Origin of the sequence: Paenibacillus sp. IHBB 3054, assembly GCF_051594305.1 — a bacterium.
GTDB lineage: Bacteria > Bacillota > Bacilli > Paenibacillales > Paenibacillaceae > Paenibacillus_AQ.
Window position 1 is genome coordinate 51,014 of record NZ_JBOFBG010000039.1, and the last position, 17,942, is coordinate 68,955.

At 51.4% G+C, this 17,942-nt stretch carries 14 protein-coding genes; 13 read left to right on the forward strand and 1 reads right to left on the reverse strand.

The genetic code is table 11. The annotated features are described in order from the left end of the window. The first annotated feature begins 210 nt into the window (after window positions 1–210). From ACQ76X_RS28870 to ACQ76X_RS28915, 10 genes are all read left to right on the forward strand, one after another. On the forward strand, window positions 211–2,391 hold the full coding sequence (locus ACQ76X_RS28870; RefSeq protein WP_038595588.1) for a RelA/SpoT family protein: 2,181 nt from the start codon (window positions 211–213) through the stop codon (window positions 2,389–2,391). A gap of 21 nt (window positions 2,392–2,412) precedes the next feature. After that, a complete protein-coding gene (gene dtd / locus ACQ76X_RS28875) occupies window positions 2,413–2,856 on the forward strand; it encodes a D-aminoacyl-tRNA deacylase (protein WP_438497262.1) in 444 nt (147 codons plus the stop codon). A 182-nt stretch (window positions 2,857–3,038) separates the two neighbouring features. After that, entirely contained in the window at window positions 3,039–3,194 is a 156-nt protein-coding gene (locus ACQ76X_RS28880; protein ID WP_156130950.1) for a hypothetical protein, read from the forward strand. Window positions 3,195–3,352: 158 nt separating this feature from the next. Continuing rightward, window positions 3,353–3,859: a type 1 glutamine amidotransferase domain-containing protein gene (locus ACQ76X_RS28885; protein ID WP_076109157.1), complete on the forward strand. Its 507-nt coding sequence runs from the start codon at window positions 3,353–3,355 to the stop codon at window positions 3,857–3,859. A 50-nt stretch (window positions 3,860–3,909) separates the two neighbouring features. Further along, the gene (locus ACQ76X_RS28890; RefSeq protein WP_438497264.1) at window positions 3,910–4,359 is read left to right on the forward strand and encodes a hypothetical protein; all 450 of its coding nucleotides are present in this window, start codon (window positions 3,910–3,912) and stop codon (window positions 4,357–4,359) included. Window positions 4,360–5,166: 807 nt separating this feature from the next. Beyond that, complete coding sequence (gene hisS / locus ACQ76X_RS28895; RefSeq protein WP_038595581.1) at window positions 5,167–6,420, forward strand: histidine--tRNA ligase; 1,254 nt, start codon at window positions 5,167–5,169, stop codon at window positions 6,418–6,420. 100 nt (window positions 6,421–6,520) lie between these two features. Continuing rightward, window positions 6,521–8,299, forward strand: coding sequence for an aspartate--tRNA ligase (gene aspS / locus ACQ76X_RS28900; RefSeq protein ID WP_438497265.1), 1,779 nt, complete (start codon window positions 6,521–6,523; stop codon window positions 8,297–8,299). 65 nt (window positions 8,300–8,364) lie between these two features. After that, the gene (locus tag ACQ76X_RS28905) at window positions 8,365–9,120 is read left to right on the forward strand and encodes a tRNA threonylcarbamoyladenosine dehydratase (protein WP_076109153.1); all 756 of its coding nucleotides are present in this window, start codon (window positions 8,365–8,367) and stop codon (window positions 9,118–9,120) included. A gap of 158 nt (window positions 9,121–9,278) precedes the next feature. Continuing rightward, window positions 9,279–10,580, forward strand: coding sequence for an NCS2 family permease (locus ACQ76X_RS28910; RefSeq protein ID WP_438497266.1), 1,302 nt, complete (start codon window positions 9,279–9,281; stop codon window positions 10,578–10,580). A gap of 159 nt (window positions 10,581–10,739) precedes the next feature. Continuing rightward, window positions 10,740–12,929, forward strand: a complete 2,190-nt coding sequence (locus ACQ76X_RS28915) for a HelD family protein (protein ID WP_438497267.1) — start codon at window positions 10,740–10,742, stop codon at window positions 12,927–12,929. A gap of 74 nt (window positions 12,930–13,003) precedes the next feature. Here ACQ76X_RS28915 and ACQ76X_RS28920 read toward each other — a convergent pair whose 3' ends face one another. Then, complete coding sequence (locus ACQ76X_RS28920) at window positions 13,004–15,022, reverse strand: methyl-accepting chemotaxis protein (RefSeq protein WP_438497268.1); 2,019 nt, start codon at window positions 15,020–15,022, stop codon at window positions 13,004–13,006. A 501-nt stretch (window positions 15,023–15,523) separates the two neighbouring features. Between ACQ76X_RS28920 and ACQ76X_RS28925 the strand changes: the two genes are divergently transcribed. From ACQ76X_RS28925 to ACQ76X_RS28935, 3 genes are all read left to right on the forward strand, one after another. Then, window positions 15,524–15,805, forward strand: coding sequence for a CD3324 family protein (locus ACQ76X_RS28925; protein WP_038595570.1), 282 nt, complete (start codon window positions 15,524–15,526; stop codon window positions 15,803–15,805). A gap of 146 nt (window positions 15,806–15,951) precedes the next feature. Further along, entirely contained in the window at window positions 15,952–17,256 is a 1,305-nt protein-coding gene (locus tag ACQ76X_RS28930) for a replication-associated recombination protein A (RefSeq protein WP_342436879.1), read from the forward strand. Window positions 17,257–17,707: 451 nt separating this feature from the next. After that, window positions 17,708–17,942, forward strand: a 235-nt coding sequence (locus tag ACQ76X_RS28935) for a glycoside hydrolase family 9 protein (protein ID WP_438497269.1), incomplete at its 3' end; no start/stop codon positions are given.

Sequence of the window (17,942 nt, forward strand, 5' to 3'; positions counted from 1 at the left end):
AGGCTAAGCCTGCAGGAATGCCACACTATGGCAAGTGTTGACGTAATCCATCGTAAGCGTCATAATTATAAACAACTTTAAACTGCGTGTAGTGCAGCCTGGAATAGCTGATAACCCTGCAAACCGGACACACCTTGCGGGTTCATTCATTAAATAGATAAACTCCATTACGGAATTTTTCTTTATAGAAAGGAAACGGATACGACGAGAATGGGCATAGAGCAATTAATTGAAAAGGCTAGCGCCTATATAAAAGAAAAAGATCTTCTCCGCATCCGGGAAGCTTATGAATTTGCCGATCAGGCTCATCACGGGCAGGTTCGGAAATCGGGGGAGCCATACATTCTGCATCCGCTCGCGGTCGCAGATATTGTCGTGAATATGCAGATGGATGTCATATCCATTATTGCAGCGTTGCTGCATGATGTCGTAGAAGATACAACGGTGTCACTGGAGCAGATCCGCGAGAATTTTGGCGATACCTGTGCCATGCTGGTGGATGGTCTGACGAAGCTGGAACGCATCCGTTTCCGTTCCAAGGAAGAGCAGCAGAACGAGAATTACCGCAAAATGTTCATTGCTATGGCTCAGGATATCCGCGTCATTGTGATCAAGCTGGCGGATCGACTGCATAATATGCGGACACTGAAGTACCAGTCAGAAGAAAGCCAGCGCCGCATTTCTTATGAAACGCTGGAGATTTTCTGTCCCATTGCAGACCGTTTGGGGATATCGGCGATTAAATGGGAAATGGAGGATATCGCTCTCCGTTACCTGAATCCGCAGCAATACTACCGTATTGCCAATTTGGTGCATAAAAAACGGGCGGAACGCGAAATGTTCATTGAGAGCGTAATCGGCCGCATTCGTGCCAAACTCGATGAAATGGGCATTGAAGGCGATCTCTCGGGACGTCCCAAGCATATTTACAGTGTCTATAACAAAATGAGCACCAAAAACAAGCAGTTTAATGAAATCTATGATCTGCTCGCTATCCGCATTATCGTCGACAACATTAAGGATTGTTATGCCACATTAGGGATTATTCATACTCTTTGGAAGCCGATGCCCGGACGTTTCAAGGATTATATAGCCATGCCCAAAGCGAACATGTACCAATCGCTGCATACGACGGTAGTGGGTCCAGGCGGAGAGCCAACGGAAGTGCAGATCCGTACCTGGGAGATGCACCGCACCGCCGAGTTCGGGATTGCCGCCCACTGGGCTTACAAAGAAGGAAACAGCAATAACGTCAATCCGGAGAACCGGATGCCGTTCTTCCGCGAAATCCTGGAACTGCAGCATGAAGCCAAGGATGCGGAAGAGTTTGTGGAATCGCTCAAAATGGATTTTTTCTCCGACCTTGTCTTCGTATTTACCCCGAAGGGCGAGGTTGTGGAGCTGCCGGCAGGTTCCGTTCCGCTTGATTTTGCCTTCCGTATCCATACGGAGGTAGGTAACCGGACTATCGGCTCCAAGGTGAACGGGCGGATCGTGCCGCTGGATCACAAGCTGAAGACCGGGGATATCGTGGAGATCCTGACCTCGAAGAATTCGTATGGTCCCAGCCGGGACTGGTTGAAGATAGCACAATCCTCGCATGCACGGAGCAAGATCAAGCAATGGTTTAAGAAGGAGAAACGCGAGGAGAACGTTGAAAAAGGCCGTGAAGCGATCGAACGCGAGCTGAAACGTCTCAATGTTGAAGTATCGGATTGGCTTACGGAAGATAAGCTGACTGAAGTATCGAAGAAATTCGCTTTTGGCGATTTGGAAGATATGCTCTCGGCAGTCGGTTTCGGGGGGATTACTGCGGCGCAGATCGCCTCCAAGCTCACGGAGAAGCTGCGCAAGGATCAGGAAGAGGCCGCGGGGCATCTGGAGCTTACTTCTGAGATGAAGGAGATTAAGTCCAGCGGAGAGAAACGGAATCAGCCAACCAACGGAGTGCGTGTAAAAGGAATTGATAATCTTCTGGTCCGTTTTGCACGATGTTGCAATCCGGTCCCCGGCGATGACATTATCGGTTATGTGACGCGCGGACGCGGCGTTTCCGTCCACCGCGAGGACTGTCCGAACATTCCGGGCGATGGTGACGGGGAAGAGTCGGCACGTGTGATTGAAGTGGAATGGGAAGGCAGTATGGAAGCCAACTACAGTGTTGATATTGAGATTACCGGCCATGACCGCAACGGCCTGCTCAATGAAGTGCTGCAGGCGGTGTCAGAGAGTAAGACTAACATTTCTGCGGTCACCGGACGCTCCGACAAGAACAAGATGGCGATGATTCATATGACGATCCTTATCCGCAATACAGACCATTTGCAGTCAGTGGTCGATCGGGTGAAACGGGTCAAGGATGTATATACGGTTAACCGCATTATGCAATAAGGCAAGGAGTGGAACGCACCAATGAGAGTGGTCGTGCAGCGCTGCAAGGAAGCAAAAGTTACCGTGGATGGGACAGTCACTGGAGCTGTAGGCCAAGGCCTGATGCTGCTTGTCGGCGTTACTCATGAGGATACGGAGAAGGATGCTAAATATTTGGCCGACAAGATCGCCGGATTGCGCATTTTTGAAGATGAATCCGGCAAAATGAACTTCAGCGTCACCGAGACCGGCGGAGCAATCTTGTCCGTGTCGCAGTTTACGCTGTATGGAGATTGCCGTAAAGGCCGGCGCCCCAACTTTATGGCTGCCGCAGCACCCGCTGAGGCAGAGCGGCTTTACGACTATTTCAACCATGAGCTGAGAAATGGCGGACTTACGGTGGAAACAGGCGTGTTCGGCGCAATGATGGATGTATCACTAACCAATTGGGGCCCGGTCACCCTGATTCTGGACAGCCGGAGTTAGCTGCGAAATTTAATTGCCGCTTTGGCTAAATTTAAGATGTTTACGTGCATCAAGGATGCCGCGTGGGGTTCCGTTCCAAGGACCCTATGCGGCATCCTTTGCTTTTTCCCTGCGGATAGGCGGGTTCTGGGCTGGATAAACTAAGGGAGAGTCATAATTCACCGAGGAACAGGGAGTCCAGCATGAGACAATCACAGAAAGCATGGGTATGGAGCGTCTTGCCGGCATATGCGGCCGGAAGTTCTGCAGAAGCCGCTGCGGCGGCCAAAGGGACCGTGGAGCAACAAGAGACTGACGTGTTGAAAGGAAGAAGCCGCAGCCTCCTGCCGCGCACTTGAAATGCTTGGGAGGCTGCGGTTTTTGGTATATTGGGCGTAACTCTTTTTATAGCGTAAACGGATGAAAAGAAAGGTAAGCAGCTGCACTTCGTTAGAAAGCGCTGCAATAAGGGTAATAAGAAGACGAGAACAGAAAAGTGGAGAGGAGAATTAATCTCATGAGTAAAGTTGCATTTCTGCTCGCCAACGGTTTTGAAGATTCCGAAATGAAGGTACCTTACGATGAAGTCATAAAAGCAGGGCATCAGGCGGAGATCATCGGTCTGAAGAAAAACGAAACCTTGCTCGGCAAAAAAGGCAGTGTGTCCTATGCAGCCGATAAAGCCATCAGCGAGGTGAAAGCAGCAGACTATGACGCTGTGGTTATTCCCGGAGGCTCGTCCCCGGAAAATTTACGGCTCGATCCTGATATCCTGAGCTTTGTGAAGGAAGTAAGTGGAACAGGCAAGCCGATTGCCTCCATCTGCCACGGACCGCAAATCCTGATCAGTGCAGACTTGCTGCAAGGCCGCACGGTGACATCCTACCCGCCCCTTAAGGATGATGTGGTTAACGCAGGAGCGGAATTTAAGGATGAAGAGGTCGTCGTGGACGGCAATTACATTACTTCACGCACACCAAAAGATGAGCCCGCATTTGTGCGTGAGCTGTTGAAGGTGTTGTAATAAAAGCTTGGCCCCCAAAATCTAAACAACAATCCAAGGAGGGAACGACAATGAGTAGAAGAATCCAGGCTTATTTCAGAACAGAAGATGAAGCAGAAGGCGCTAAGACGGCATTGATTCCTTACGGAGTGGATAATCTGGAAGTATCCCCGTTGACGGATCCTTTAAAAACAGACGGGAATTACAGAAATAATATCCTGATTCCCTTGGTTCCATATAACAACTCCGCGATGACCGGAGGCGCATTTGGCGCTACGGGTGCGGTTGCAGGCTCCGGCCCGATTGTCGGTGCACCTATTGTACCGGCAATCGATGTGAATGACGGTCCTGATGATTTGGATAACCGCAGTGCGGGGGATGTCCGGAATCATGCTGAATTTGACGACAGGGATTTGGATGATCTTCGTTATGTCATGGAAGTTAAGGTGGCTGACGGCAAACAGGATGAGGTTATCGAGGCGCTGCGCCGGAAGCGTGCCTACGTGGAAATCTTTGATTAAAAAGAGAGCATGCTCTCTCGCAGATGAATAGTTGCGAAACTACAGCTCCGCCGATCCGTTACAGGGATTGGCGGAGTTTTTTAAAATCCAAGAATAGTAATATTTCTTTTATTTCTCTGGACAGGGAATTATGTTGTAGTGTAAAGTAGTCCTTGTGTTTCAGTAGGGGATTGTCCAAATTTATAAAACGCTTTCTTTTCTGTAATACAACCGTAATATTACATTCATGATTCCTTAATATAGCGTGTTTATAATAGAAGCATGACCCCCTTTTTTATAATATATGATGATGGACCTGCAGCAATCGGCTGCAGGTCACTTTTTTTGTAATAGCTTTTTTTATTGGATTCCTTGACTTTAGCGCAGTGGTTCAGTAGAATCTAACAATATACAGATTGTCATAAAGTTTTGATGACGGGACCAAGTAATCCGTACCCCACAACCCCAGAGAGGAATCCCCCGCAGAGATGGATATCGTCCTACCATAGGATGAGCTTACCGTTTCCGCCCGGCTGCAAGGATTCTGTTGATGAACGGATGAATGACCTCCCCGAGAACGCACGGCGAAAGCAGGCAATGAAGATTGCCGGAAGTCAGTAGCCGATTGCGCGTAGGCGGGCGTTAACCGCTTAGAGCGGATTCAGGCAGTTGCATGGATTCGGAATGTGGGTGGTACCACGGGTGTATTATTAGGTTGATAATAATCCCTCGTCCCTGTTTGTTATAAACAGGGCGAGGGATTTTTTGTTTTTTTTAGAAGTTGACAAACAGACAGGCAAGAGGGGTTATTTTCAGGAGGGATAGGCTGTGGCTAAAGAAAGATTCGAGAAACCGACAGGCACGCAGGATGTGCTTCCGGGTGCGGTTGAGAAATGGCAGTATGTTGAAGGGAAGGCCAGGGATCTTTGCCGCCGGTTCAATTACCGGGAGATCCGCACTCCTATGTTCGAGCACACTGCGCTGTTCGAACGCGGTGTAGGGGAAACAACGGACATTGTGGAAGGCGAGATGTACACCTTCAAGGATAAGGGCGACCGCGATCTGGCACTTCGTCCGGAAGGAACGGCCGGTGTGGTCCGTGCTTATGTTCAGAACAAGCTTTACGGTGAGCCGGATGTAAGCAAGCTGTATTATATCGGTCCCATGTTCCGTTATGAGCGTCCGCAGGCGGGAAGATACCGCCAGTTTCACCAATTCGGCATCGAGGCATTTGGAGCAGTGGATCCGGCGATTGATGCGGAAGTGATTTCCCTAGGGTACCAGTTCTATAAGGATCTGGGACTGAGGGATGTAAGGGTAGAGCTGAACTCCGTGGGCAACGTACCTAGCCGTGCGGCGTACCGGGAGAAGCTGCTGGATTTCCTGAGACCGATGAGGGACAACCTTTGCAGTGACTGCCAGCGGCGTATGGACCGCAACCCCTTGCGGGTGCTGGATTGCAAGGTCGACCAGGACAAATTCGGCGGTGCGCCTTCCATTCTGGACAGCCTGGATGAAGAATGCACAACTCATTTTGAGAAGGTCAAAATGCATTTGGATATCATGGGTGTGGAGTACAGCATCAATCCCCGTCTGGTACGCGGACTGGATTATTACACGCATACAGCGTTTGAATATAAAGCAGCCGGCATCGGATCTATCGACACGGTCGGCGGCGGCGGCCGTTACAATGGTCTAGTGGAGGAAATCGGCGGTCCGGATCAGCCGGGCATCGGTTTTGGCATCGGGCTGGAGCGGATCCTGCTGATTCTGGAGAATCAAGGGGTAGAGCTGGAGACGGTGAAGCCGCTGGATGTATACTTTGTGGCACTTGGCGAAGCGGCCGATCTGGAGATTACGAAACAATTGTTCATTCTGCGCAGTCTTGGCTTTTCTGCAGAACGGGATTATCTGGGCCGTAAGATGAAGGCGCAGATGAAATCGGCCGACCGCATGTCGGCTCGGTACACAGCGATTCTCGGTGAAGATGAGCTGAACAGCGGCGTCATTGCGCTGAAATCGATGGCTACTGGCGAGCAGCGGACCATCAAGCTGGAAGAGCTGGGACAGTCGCTGGACTAGACAGCTTGGCATGAAGTAATTGTATTGTTGCAAGAGGAAGAAAGTCTCACTGATTCATATAAGCGCAGTTACTTTTAACCATGAAGGGGTAGAATATATTATGACTAGAAGCCATCACTGTGGACAATTGACGCCGGAGCATATCGGCCAGACCGTAACTCTGAACGGATGGGTGCAGACCCGCCGCGACCTTGGGGGCGTACTTTTTATAGATCTCCGCGACCGCAGCGGAATCGTACAGATCGTTTTCAATCCCGACTATTCCGGCGAAGCGCTGCAAATTTCAGATAAAGTGCGCAGTGAGTATGTGCTCGCTGTTACGGGGAAAGTGGTTAAGCGAGACGAAGAAACCATTAACCGCAACCTGCCTACAGGAGAGATTGAAGTGCAGATTACGGATATTGAAGTACTCAATGCCGCGAAAACGCCGCCGTTCTTCATCGAAGACGGTGTGGAAGTGGACGAATCCTTGCGGATGAAATACCGCTATCTCGACCTGCGTCGTCCGGAGATGTACAAAACGATGCTGCTTCGTTCCAAATCGGCGAAGATCTTCCGCGACTTCCTGGATAACGAAGGTTTTATTGATATCGAAACACCAATCCTGACCAGAAGTTCACCTGAAGGCGCCCGTGATTATTTGGTGCCGAGCCGGGTGCATGAAGGCGAGTTCTTTGGACTTCCGCAATCGCCGCAAATCTACAAGCAGCTGCTGATGGTCGGCGGTATTGAGCGCTATTATCAAATTGCCCGCTGCTTCCGTGATGAAGATTTGCGCGCTGACCGCCAGCCGGAATTCACCCAGGTCGACATCGAGACCTCCTTCATGCCGCAGGATGATCTGCTGTCGATGATGGAGACCCTGATGCAGCGCCTGCTTAAAGAAACGATCGGCGTCGAAATTGCCCTGCCGTTCCAGCGTTTGACTTATGCCGAAGCCATCGGCAAATACGGCTCAGATAAGCCGGACCTGCGTTTTGGCCTGGAGCTGGTTGAAATGAATGACATCGTGGCCAGCAGCGGCGTCAAAGTATTCGCCTCTGTGATCGAAAAGGGCGGAGAAGTAAAATGCCTCAACGCCAAAGGCTGCGGTACCTGGACCCGTAAAGAGATCGACGATCTTGGACCATATGCCGCGCGTTACGGAGCCAAAGGACTTGCCTGGATTCAAGTGAAGGATGGCGAATTCAAGGGGCCTATCGTGAAGTTCTTCACCGAGGAAGAGATTGCTGCTGTGAAGGAACGTACCGGTGCCGAAGAAGGCGACTTGCTGCTCTTCTCTGCTGATAATAAAAAAGTGGTAGCCGATGTACTGGGTGCGCTTCGCCTGAAGATCGGACGCCAGCTCGGCCTGATTGACGACAATGTGTTCAAGTTCGCATGGGTTACTGAATTCCCGCTGCTTAGCTACGACGAAGACCAGAAACGTTATGTGGCAGAACATCATCCGTTCACACGTCCGATGGATGAAGACCTGCACCTCTTTGAGACTGATCCGGGTGCTATCCGTGCCCAGGCTTACGATATCGTGCTTAACGGCTACGAGGTAGGCGGCGGTTCCCAGCGTATCTACAAACGTGAGGTACAGGAAAAAATGTTCGATGCACTCGGCTTCTCAACGGAGGTTGCTTACGAGAAATTCGGCTACCTGCTGGATGCATTTGAATACGGCACACCTCCGCACGGCGGGATTGCCTTTGGTTTCGACCGTCTCGTAATGCTGCTTGCCGGCCGCACCAACCTGCGCGAAACCATTGCCTTCCCTAAGACGGCAAGTGCGACTGACCTGCTGATGGATGCACCGGCACCGGTAGATGCAATACAATTGGAACAGCTGCACATCAAGCTGGCTCCGAAACCTGAGAAGGTAAAGAACTAAATCTAACCAGGCCTAAGCGGAGCGGCAGCGCTGCTTCGCCGGCTTTTTGAAGGAGGCGCTACATCATGCTGCATCAGTTCTCGCGTACGGAGCTGGCCATTGGACCGGAAGGTCTGGAGATTTTGAAGAACAGCACAGTGGCCGTGCTCGGCATTGGCGGCGTAGGGGCCATGTCGGTTGAGGCTCTGGCCCGTACAGGTATCGGCCGCATTATCCTGATTGATAAAGACGCAGTGGATATCACCAATATCAACCGCCAGATTCATGCGCTTACGACAACCATCGGCCAGAAAAAAGCGGATTTGATGGTGGACCGTGTCAAGCTGATCAATCCGGAATGCGAAGCCATTGCCCTGAATATGTTCTACACGGAAGAAACCTATGAGGAACTCTTCAAATACAAGCCCGATTTCGTCATTGACGCTTCGGATACGATTATTTACAAGATCCATCTCATTAAAGAATGCCTGAGCCGGGGAATCCCGATGGTTTCCAGCATGGGCGCAGCTAACAAAATGGACCCGACACGCTTTAAGGTGGCTGACATTTCCAAGACGGAGATGGACCCGATTGCCCGTGTGATCCGCCAGAAGCTGCGCAAGGAAGGGATCAAAAAAGGTGTGAAGGTTGTCTTCTCCACCGAGAAGCCGGTGAAACCGCGTGTGGATGTGACCGAGCAGATCGTTCCCGAAGATGCACCGGACAGACGCAAGGCCCAACTGCCGCCTGCCAGCAACTCGTTTGTGCCTCCGGTAGTTGGACTCATTATGGTGAGTGTAGCCGTACAGGACCTTTTGAAGGCTGGCGGAGTAAACGTATAAACGAAAGCAGGCCTATCTCAGCTCGAACTAACCAAAGGACAAAAGGGCGTGCAGCCGGATTCCGGCTGCTTACGCCCTTTTATTGTGATTTTGAAATCCGGAAACAACGCAGGAATGCTGTATTGGCAGCGGAATTTACCATCAGTGGAGGTATTTAGATGAAATCGAATTTTTGGCGAAATAGCGTAGGTCTGGAGCCGGGCGACAACTGGAAACAGGAATGGGCGGCTGGGATCCTATCGTATTTTGCTTCTGTATATATTGTTATGGTCAACGCTGCTATTCTGCATGATGCGGGGATGCCGCTGCGGGCCGGTATGGTGGCTACGCTGCTGACGGCAATTACCGGCTGTCTGCTTATGGCCTTCGGCGGCAAGACACCGATTATCGTCGTTCCGGGAATGGGGATCAACGCCTTTTTCACCTATACGCTGGTGCATTCCATGAAGCTGGATTGGCGGGAAGCGCTCGCTGTTGTAGTTGTGACCGGAGTGCTGTTTGCGATTGTGGCGTTCACCTCGCTATACCGTATTCTCAGCGACGCGATCCCTCATAATCTGCAGCATGCGATTACTGTCGGAATCGGCTTGTTTCTGACCTTCATTGGCCTGCAAAAAAGCGGAATCGTCATCGCCCACCGGACGACATTTGTCGCGATCGGACATTTCAGCGACCCTGCCGTGATAACCTCTTGCGTAACCCTGGTTCTGGCACTGGTGCTGTTCATCCGCGGAACACGCGGGGGACTGCTGATCAGCATGATTGTGGGCACAGGACTTGCCTATCTGTTAGGTGCGTCGCATGCCCCGGGCCAGGAGGATTCCGGCCATGTGTTTTCCGGCTATGGCGATGTATTTGCCGGAATGGACTTGAGCCGGGGAATCAGCCTTGTGTTCTGGATTGCCGTGTTCCTGATGCTGTTGATTGTTGTGTTTGAAAATATCGGGCTGATCTCTTCCCAGACATTGATGGCAGGACGCCCGGAGCGATTCAAGAGCAGCCTGCGCGCGTTGTCCATCGCTAATATTGCGGCAGGCCTGTTCGGCAGCAGTCCGGTAGTCGCTGCCGCAGAATCGACTGCAGGCATCGCGGCCGGCGGAAAGTCCGGGCTTACCTCGCTGGTTACCGGCATGTTGTTCGGGGCAACCTTCCTGTTCATCCCGCTGCTGGCTTATGTGCCGGACAGCGCCATCGCACCGATCCTGATTGTAATCGGCGGTCTTATGGTGCAGAGCGTACGTGAGATGGATCTAAGCGATATGACCGAGCTGTTTCCGTCCTTCCTGATCATGGTAATGATTCCGTTCACCTATAGCATTGTCGACGGTATGGCTTTTGGCTTCATTACTTATCCCATCGTTAAACTCGCTATGGGCCGGGGCAAGGAAGTGCCGCCTGCGCTGTACGGCATCGCCGGACTTTTTGTGGCGAATTTTGTATTGCATGCCTTAATGGGTTGAACCTGGCGAAGCGGCTTATCGAGACTCGCCTGTATACTAGAATTTGAAATATGTGGATTTCACCGGTCTGTTGTGATATGATGAGTATCCTTTTTGTGTGAGTGAAGCCAGTCTTGCACGAGATCATTCTTTAAGATTACTTTTAGGAGGTAACTGAAATTGGAAGACGACTTTCAAAGTGCCTATCAAGAGGAAGAAGACAGGCTGAACAGCGCGCTAACAGAGATCGACACTGTTCTGGAGAGACTGCGCAGCATACCGGTGTACACAGGAAGCGAGTATACGGAACAAGTGCTGGAGGATTCCAGAGAACAGAGGCGCAAAGATCTTGCCAAGCTTAGGCAGGAGCCTTATTTCGGACGGCTTGATTTTCAGGGCAATGACGAGGACGAACGCAAGGCACTGTATATTGGCAAAATCGGCGTAGACCGAGAACAGGTAAGCGACCGTCCGCTAGTCATTGACTGGCGCGCACCGGTAGCAAGCCTGTTCTATTCGTTTACAGGCGGAACGGAGCCGGCCTCCTATGAAGCCCCGGAGGGGCTGATTGAGGGGCTGGTATATTTAAAACGCAACGTGGTGATCCGCAAGCAAATTCTGGAGCGAGTGGCGGATACCTACAACCGCGACAGCGACGCCCCGGCCGTATCCGATGAATTTCTCGTATACCGCCTGGGCGAGAATAAGGACAACCGTCTCCGCGATATCGTCTCGACGATTCAGGAGGAGCAGGACAAGATTATCCGCGCCGCGAAGAATACGGCGCTGATCATTCAAGGTGTGGCCGGAAGTGGAAAAACAACGGTTGCATTGCACCGCCTGGCTTTCCTGCTGTATCAATACAAAGAACAGGTCTCCGCGGAGAAAATGATTATTTTCGCCCCGAACCGGATGTTCCTGGATTATATTTCGGATGTGCTGCCGGAGCTTGGCGTGGGCAACATTGCCCAGAGTACCTTCCCGGATTGGGCTGCGGACGTGCTGGGTATCACACTGCCGGAGCAAGATACAGCGGAAACGATGAACCGCTGGTTCGAAACGGCTGGCAGCATGCCGGAGATTACTGAAGAAACACCGGGCCGCTTCAAGGGTTCAACGGTGCTGATGGAGATTATTGAATCCACGATCAAGCTGCTTGAGACCGGTGCGGTGCCGGAGGGGGATTTCATTCCCTGGGAAGGTGCGGTACTGCGGCGTTCGATGATTCTGCGCTGGCATAACGAGGAATACGCCCCCTATCCGCCGGCCAAACGCAAAGAGCGTGTGATGGCCAGAATTCACCGCTGGATTGAGATGGAGCTGAAGAAGAGCCCTTCGCAGGCAGCGCTGAAGGAACGCAAGAAAAAAGCTGCGGCACGCGAGAAGACCTACAGCGGCAAGTGGCCCAAATATGATCCGCTTATGATCTATAAGCAGATTTTCCGGGCAGTAAAGGTTCCGGAGCATTGGCCGGCTGCAGCCCCGGAGATTATTCCGCAAGGCGTGCTGAAGGAAACGGTCAAGGAGCTCAAAAAAGGCATCCTGCGCGAAGAGGATCTGCCGCCGCTGCTCTATATTCATTATCTGCTCAGCGGAAATGATGGCGGGAACCGCTTTGACCATATCGTTATTGATGAGGCGCAGGATTTCTCGCCTTTCCAGATTGCGGTGCTTGATTTATACGTGAAGGGTCATTCCTTTACCATTTTGGGCGACTTGTCACAGGGGATACATGCCTACAAGGGCGTACATGCCTGGGAAGAAATGCAGACGCTGTTTGCACCGGAACATACGGCCTATCATGCACTGACCCGCAGCTACCGGTCCACCATGGAGATCATTGAATTTGCCAACGGCATATTGTCTTCCGGTGTTGGCAGCTCCCTGCTCGCCGTTCCGGTCTTCCGCAGCGGTAACCCGGTCCGGCTGATCTCTTACGCCGATCGTCAGCCGGCAGCAGCCGGGAGTGAGCGCCTCAGTGCCGTCAGAACGGCTCTGGGGGCACTCTCCGGGCGTGAATACCGCACAGTGGCTGTCTTAACCCGCAGCCTGCGGGAAGCTGCTGAGCTGTACGACGCGCTTGCCGGACAGTTTGAGGATCTTCACCTGATTGACGGCAGCATGACTGAATACCGGGGCGGGTTGTCTGTGCTGCCTGTGTATCTGTCCAAGGGGCTGGAGTTCGACGCCGTCATCTTGGCAGACGCGGACAGCGGACATTACGGGGAAGCGGCCTGGGACGCGAAGCTGATGTACGTCGGCTGTACCCGTGCGCTGCATGAACTGTGGCTGCTGCATGACGGGCAGCTGCCGCCTTATGTACAGCTGCTTGGAGAAGAGACAGTCTCCGGCTGGCCTGAACCGCAGTAGTGCAAATATAAAAAGCGGACCGCCTGTCATAAACAGGGCGGTCCGCTTTTTTATATTCTATAGGGCATAACGTCTTATTTCATCTCGTTTTGTTCCGTGATATGGAACCGTTCCACCTGCTGCTGCATATCGGAAGCCATAGCGGACAACGCTGCAGAGGAGGCCGTAATCTCCTCCATGGAAGCAAGCTGTTCCTCCGTTGCAGCTGTTACGCTCTGGAAGGAATCCAGCGCCGCCCGCGAGATGGCAGCCATCTCCTGTACGGAGGCGGCCACTTCAGCCGAGCTGGCAGACATTTGCTCGGTAATCGCCGAAACCTCATGAATTTGTTCTCCCACATGCCGGGTAGACTGCTCAATCTGGATGAAGGCATCGCTTGCTTCCAGCGCCAGATTCATGCCTTGCTCAACGTCTTCGGCCACTTTATGTTTCATTACGTCGTAGGCACTGGCGATCAAGCCGACCATTTCGGTAATGGTCTCCTGAATTTGACCCGCGCTGACATGGGAGGCTTCGGACAGCTTCCGCACCTCACCGGCAACAACAGCGAATCCTCTGCCCTGTTCTCCGGCACGGGCAGCTTCAATAGCTGCATTGAGCGACAGTAGATTGGTCTGCTTCGCGATCGCGGAGATCGCTGTACTTGCTTCTGCTACCTTTGTGCTAAGCCCGTTAAGTTCGGAAATCAGTCCGCCGGACTGCTGAACGGACTGGCGGATCGTCTTCATCTGCTCGCTGACATGCTGCACTCTGGTGCTTCCGGTGTTCACAACCTGCTCAGTCTGCACTGCGGCACTTACAATGGCCTGGGAAGCGGAAGCAATTTTGTGGATGGCTTCGGACATTTCATCCATAGTTACGGCTACCTCGGAGGATGCATGGGCCTGGGTTTCCACGCCGCGGGTGGATTCTTCTACCAGTCCGGTGACATACTCCACAGCCTTGCTGTTCTCGCCGGTGCTGGCTGTCAGCTGCTCACTGGCAGCTGCGAGCTGGCCTGAGGTTTCGGCCACATCCTGCACCATCTTTCGAAGCGACGCTACCATGGCATTATAGTTGCCTGCAAGCTGCCCGATTTCATCTTTACGTGTGGTGTGAACCACTTCATCCAAATAGCCTTCGCTGACGCGCTTTGCCGAACGGTTCAGCTGTTCAAGCGGCTTGGTGATGCGGCGGATAATGAAGAACGTTACTGCAGCGGCCAGAAGCAGCGCAACCAGCAGAACGATAGCTGAGTTATACAAAATAGGATAAACGGCCTCTGTATACTCGCTCTCGGGCAGCACACCGACCAGCTTAAAGCCGCTAAGTTCATTCGTAATGTAAAAGCCATCCATTGCCAAGTCTGTCGCACTGTCTTTGTAGGACACTTTGCCTGCCGGGGCCGCATTCAGCGTATCCAGCAGTCCGCCTGTAACGGGGCTTCCTACCTCCAGAGTGGGATGGTAGATAACCTTATTGCTGCTGTCCAGTATATATACATAACCGCTGGAACCGAGGTTGACATTCTGCGCCAGTTCCATAAGTCCATTCATGCTCAAACTGATTGTAGCTACCCCTTTGCCGTCCTGGAAGGCTCTGGAGATCGGCAGGATGAAGGAGTTTGTAACCTTGGAGAAAATCGGGTTGATAACGGATGTGCGGTCCGGTGTCTTCAGCGCGTCAATATACCAGTCGCGGACCCGGGGATCATAGTCGTTCGGTTTGGAATCAGGCGCGAGCATAAACTTGCCATCGCTGTTGCCTAAAGCGACGATGTCGATCTCAGGATGCTCCGCTTTGAATTTGTTAATCTGATTCCGTACGCGTGGAGAGTTCGCTGTCAGATCAGCTGCAGTAATTTGATAGGCAAGCTGATTCACATTGCTGCTCTCCAGCTGTATTAATTGCTCAAGTGTCTTATCGAGAAGGTGAATGCTCGATTTTGTAGTTTCCTCCATTTTGCCCTGCAGCTCTGTTTTGGAAGTTTCTGAAGAGTTGACAGCTAGTACAAGCGAAGGAACTGCAATGGCGGTAATGATAAAAGCCATTAGTTCGGTTCTGAGTTTCTTGATGCGGAATACTTGTTTGAGGATGTGCCTTTTAGCTGTCATATTATATTCCTCCTGCTTTTAATTACTTCCATATCTATTAGTTAATAGATAATTACTTTTATATTTCGACACTAATCGACTTATTTTTTAGATTTTTCTTAAAAAAATAAGTTCCCATCTGGTGAAGAACAGTTATAACTGTTCTTGAACTTGTAACCTATCCCTGGGTATGGCTTAATAATAAGTGTCCGGCCGGGCAGATTACTCTTGAAGGAGGCTGATTGAAATGATTTCAGTATACGAGGTGGTTTCCGTCTAAGACGGAAATCCGCATAACCGGAGGAGGCCGAAAGGCCTCCTTATTTAAAAAACATAGAAATAAATAATTCACATAAAGTTGTGATCAAAACCAAATGTAGACGCTATCCAATGGTTTTTATATAATGAACTTACGGTATTTACCAAATATGAGCTGAAGAAAGGAGGCAGGTGACGTGATCAATTTATTACAAGCAGTCGTCGGACACAAAGGGACACACCTGTTGAAGGAGGAAGTAAAAAGTGAGTTATGTAAATGGGAAGGATGTGCTCCCCCCGGGCCTGCTCGAAGAGCTTCAGGGATACATCCAGGGTGAATTGCTATACATCCCCAAGAAAACCGAGCAACGGGTAAGATGGGGCGAGAACAGCGGATCCAGGCAGGAGATTGCCAGCCGGAACGAGGAGATATTCTGCAGTCACAGCAGCGGCTGCTCGGTGAACGAGCTGCAGAAGAGATACCACTTATCCGAAGAAAGCATCCGCAAGATTATTTCAAAAATGCGGCTGGCGCTGAACCGCTAGCCTGAACTTTGAACAAAGAGCATGGCACCGCCGGAGGAGGCGAGGTCATGCTCTTTTTAATATAAGGATGTATACGCAGTATGGTATGATAGTGGGAGGTATTCTAATAGTGCCGACCTACAAGATTACAGCAAGGAAGTGGAAGAATGGATTTATTTTCGCTCGGGGAAGACACCGGCAGCGGCCGCCTGCTGGCGGACCGCATGCGTCCGGCGAATCTTGATGAATATATAGGACAAGAGCATATTGTTGGCCCGGGGAAGCTGCTGCGCAGAGCCATTGAGGCAGATCAGGTCTCCTCTATTCTGCTTTACGGCCCTCCAGGCTGCGGAAAAACAACATTGGCCCATATTATTTCCCATCATACACAGGGGGAATTCGTCCGCCTGAATGCGGTCGAAGCTTCGGTCAAGGATGTGCGGGAAGTGATCGAGCGTGCTCAGAGCAATAAGGCATTGTACGGCTCCAAGACCATTTTGTTTCTGGATGAGGTGCACCGCTTCAACAGCTCCCGCCAGGATGCACTGCTTCCCGCTGTAGAGAAGGGGACCATCACCTTTATCGGCGCGACGACGGAGAACCCGTTCCACTATGTGAACGGGGCGTTATTGAGCCGCTCCACGCTGTTTCAGCTGGAGTCTTTAACCAGTGAGCACAGTCTGATTGCTATGAGACGGGCGCTTACCGATGAGAAGCGGGGGCTTGGGTTCATGCAGCTGCAGGTGGATGAAGAAGCTTTGCAGCATATTGCAACAATGGCCAACGGCGATATCCGCCGGGCGCTTAATGCACTTGAGCTGGCTGCCATGACCACTGCGCCGGAACCGGACGGCAGTGTGCATATTACGCTTGCGGTGGCTGAAGAATCCATCCGCCGCCCGATTGTCAAAGCGGATGAATCGACGCAATATGATGTGTTGTCTGCGTTTCACAAAAGTATCCGCGGCTCCAGCGACGCGGCGCTGTTCTGGTTTCTCTATGCTGTGGAGAAGCTGGGGATGGACCCGATGACATTCATCCGCCGGCTGATCGCCGCCAGCAGTGAGGATATCGGCCTGGCCAATCCGCAGGCGATGGTCCAGGCGGTCAGCGCACTGGAAGCCTACCGCAATAACGGCTGGCCGGAAGCCAAGCTGAATATTGCCCAGGCGATCCTGTTTGCGGTGGAAAGTCCGAAATCGAATGCCGTGACCGTGGCAATTTCGAATGCCATGGCCAGTATCGACGAGTTGAAATCGGCTGAAGTACCACTGCATCTGCGCGATACGCATTATAAAGGAGCCGTGAAGCTCGGCCATGAAGGCTACCAGTATCCGCATAATTTTCCGGGCCATTATGTCAAACAGGATTATCTGCCTAAGGCTATTGCACGCCGGGTCTTTTATCAGGCTACTGAACAGGGCAATGAAGCGAAGATCCGCCATAATCAGTCGCTTCGGCGCGGACAGTAGTCATGTAGGAGTTTGAATGTACAACTTTCTCCATTTTATGCATCAGCCGCTTATTTTACAGGGGGAGATTTCATCTCTTTTGTAAAAGAAGCGGTTTTTTGTTTAACGGACTAGCGGTTATTCTGATAGACTCCAATTTTTTTACAAAAATATCTATTTTTTATTACATTTTTGCTATTTTGTATATAGAATTCCATTCCTATATATGGTATATATTTACATAGGATGAAAATCATCCTAAAGACACCCGGAAAGAAGGTGGAAAACTTTATTGGGAATGAATAAGAGTTTGGAGCCACGGTTTGAAGAGTCTGTGCAGAGATGAAATTGAACACAAGGACAAGAAGGACAAGAAGGACAAGAAGGACAAGAAGGACAAGAAGGACAAGAAGGGAGAAGGGCTAAGATGGGCAAAGGGATCAGGAAGGGCTGGGTTTTGTCCTTGAGCTTTATGTTAGCGGTTACATGTTCCGGAGCTGTATTTCATCCATCTGTGGGCACAGCAGCAGCTGCCGACTACAACTATGCGGAGGCACTGCAAAAATCGATTTATTTCTATGAGGCTCAGCGTTCAGGCGATCTGCCGGAAGACAACCGGGTCGAGTGGCGAGGGGACTCCGGACTTTTGGATGGCGCGGATGTCGGCCACGATTTATCCGGGGGCTGGTATGATGCGGGTGATCATG

Bases quoted from the DNA above. Each gene is read 5' to 3' on its own strand.
- dtd (WP_438497262.1), top strand. From the start codon at position 2,413: ATGAGAGTGGTCGTGCAGCGCTGCAAGGAAGCAAAAGTTACCGTGGAT.
- ACQ76X_RS28930 (WP_342436879.1), top strand. From the start codon at position 15,952: ATGGATTTATTTTCGCTCGGGGAAGACACCGGCAGCGGCCGCCTGCTG.
- aspS (WP_438497265.1), top strand. From the start codon at position 6,521: ATGACTAGAAGCCATCACTGTGGACAATTGACGCCGGAGCATATCGGC.
- ACQ76X_RS28870 (WP_038595588.1), top strand. From the start codon at position 211: ATGGGCATAGAGCAATTAATTGAAAAGGCTAGCGCCTATATAAAAGAA.
- ACQ76X_RS28905 (WP_076109153.1), top strand. From the start codon at position 8,365: ATGCTGCATCAGTTCTCGCGTACGGAGCTGGCCATTGGACCGGAAGGT.
- ACQ76X_RS28920 (WP_438497268.1), bottom strand. From the start codon at position 15,022: ATGACAGCTAAAAGGCACATCCTCAAACAAGTATTCCGCATCAAGAAA.
- ACQ76X_RS28910 (WP_438497266.1), top strand. From the start codon at position 9,279: ATGAAATCGAATTTTTGGCGAAATAGCGTAGGTCTGGAGCCGGGCGAC.
- ACQ76X_RS28880 (WP_156130950.1), top strand. From the start codon at position 3,039: ATGAGACAATCACAGAAAGCATGGGTATGGAGCGTCTTGCCGGCATAT.
- ACQ76X_RS28885 (WP_076109157.1), top strand. From the start codon at position 3,353: ATGAGTAAAGTTGCATTTCTGCTCGCCAACGGTTTTGAAGATTCCGAA.
- ACQ76X_RS28890 (WP_438497264.1), top strand. From the start codon at position 3,910: ATGAGTAGAAGAATCCAGGCTTATTTCAGAACAGAAGATGAAGCAGAA.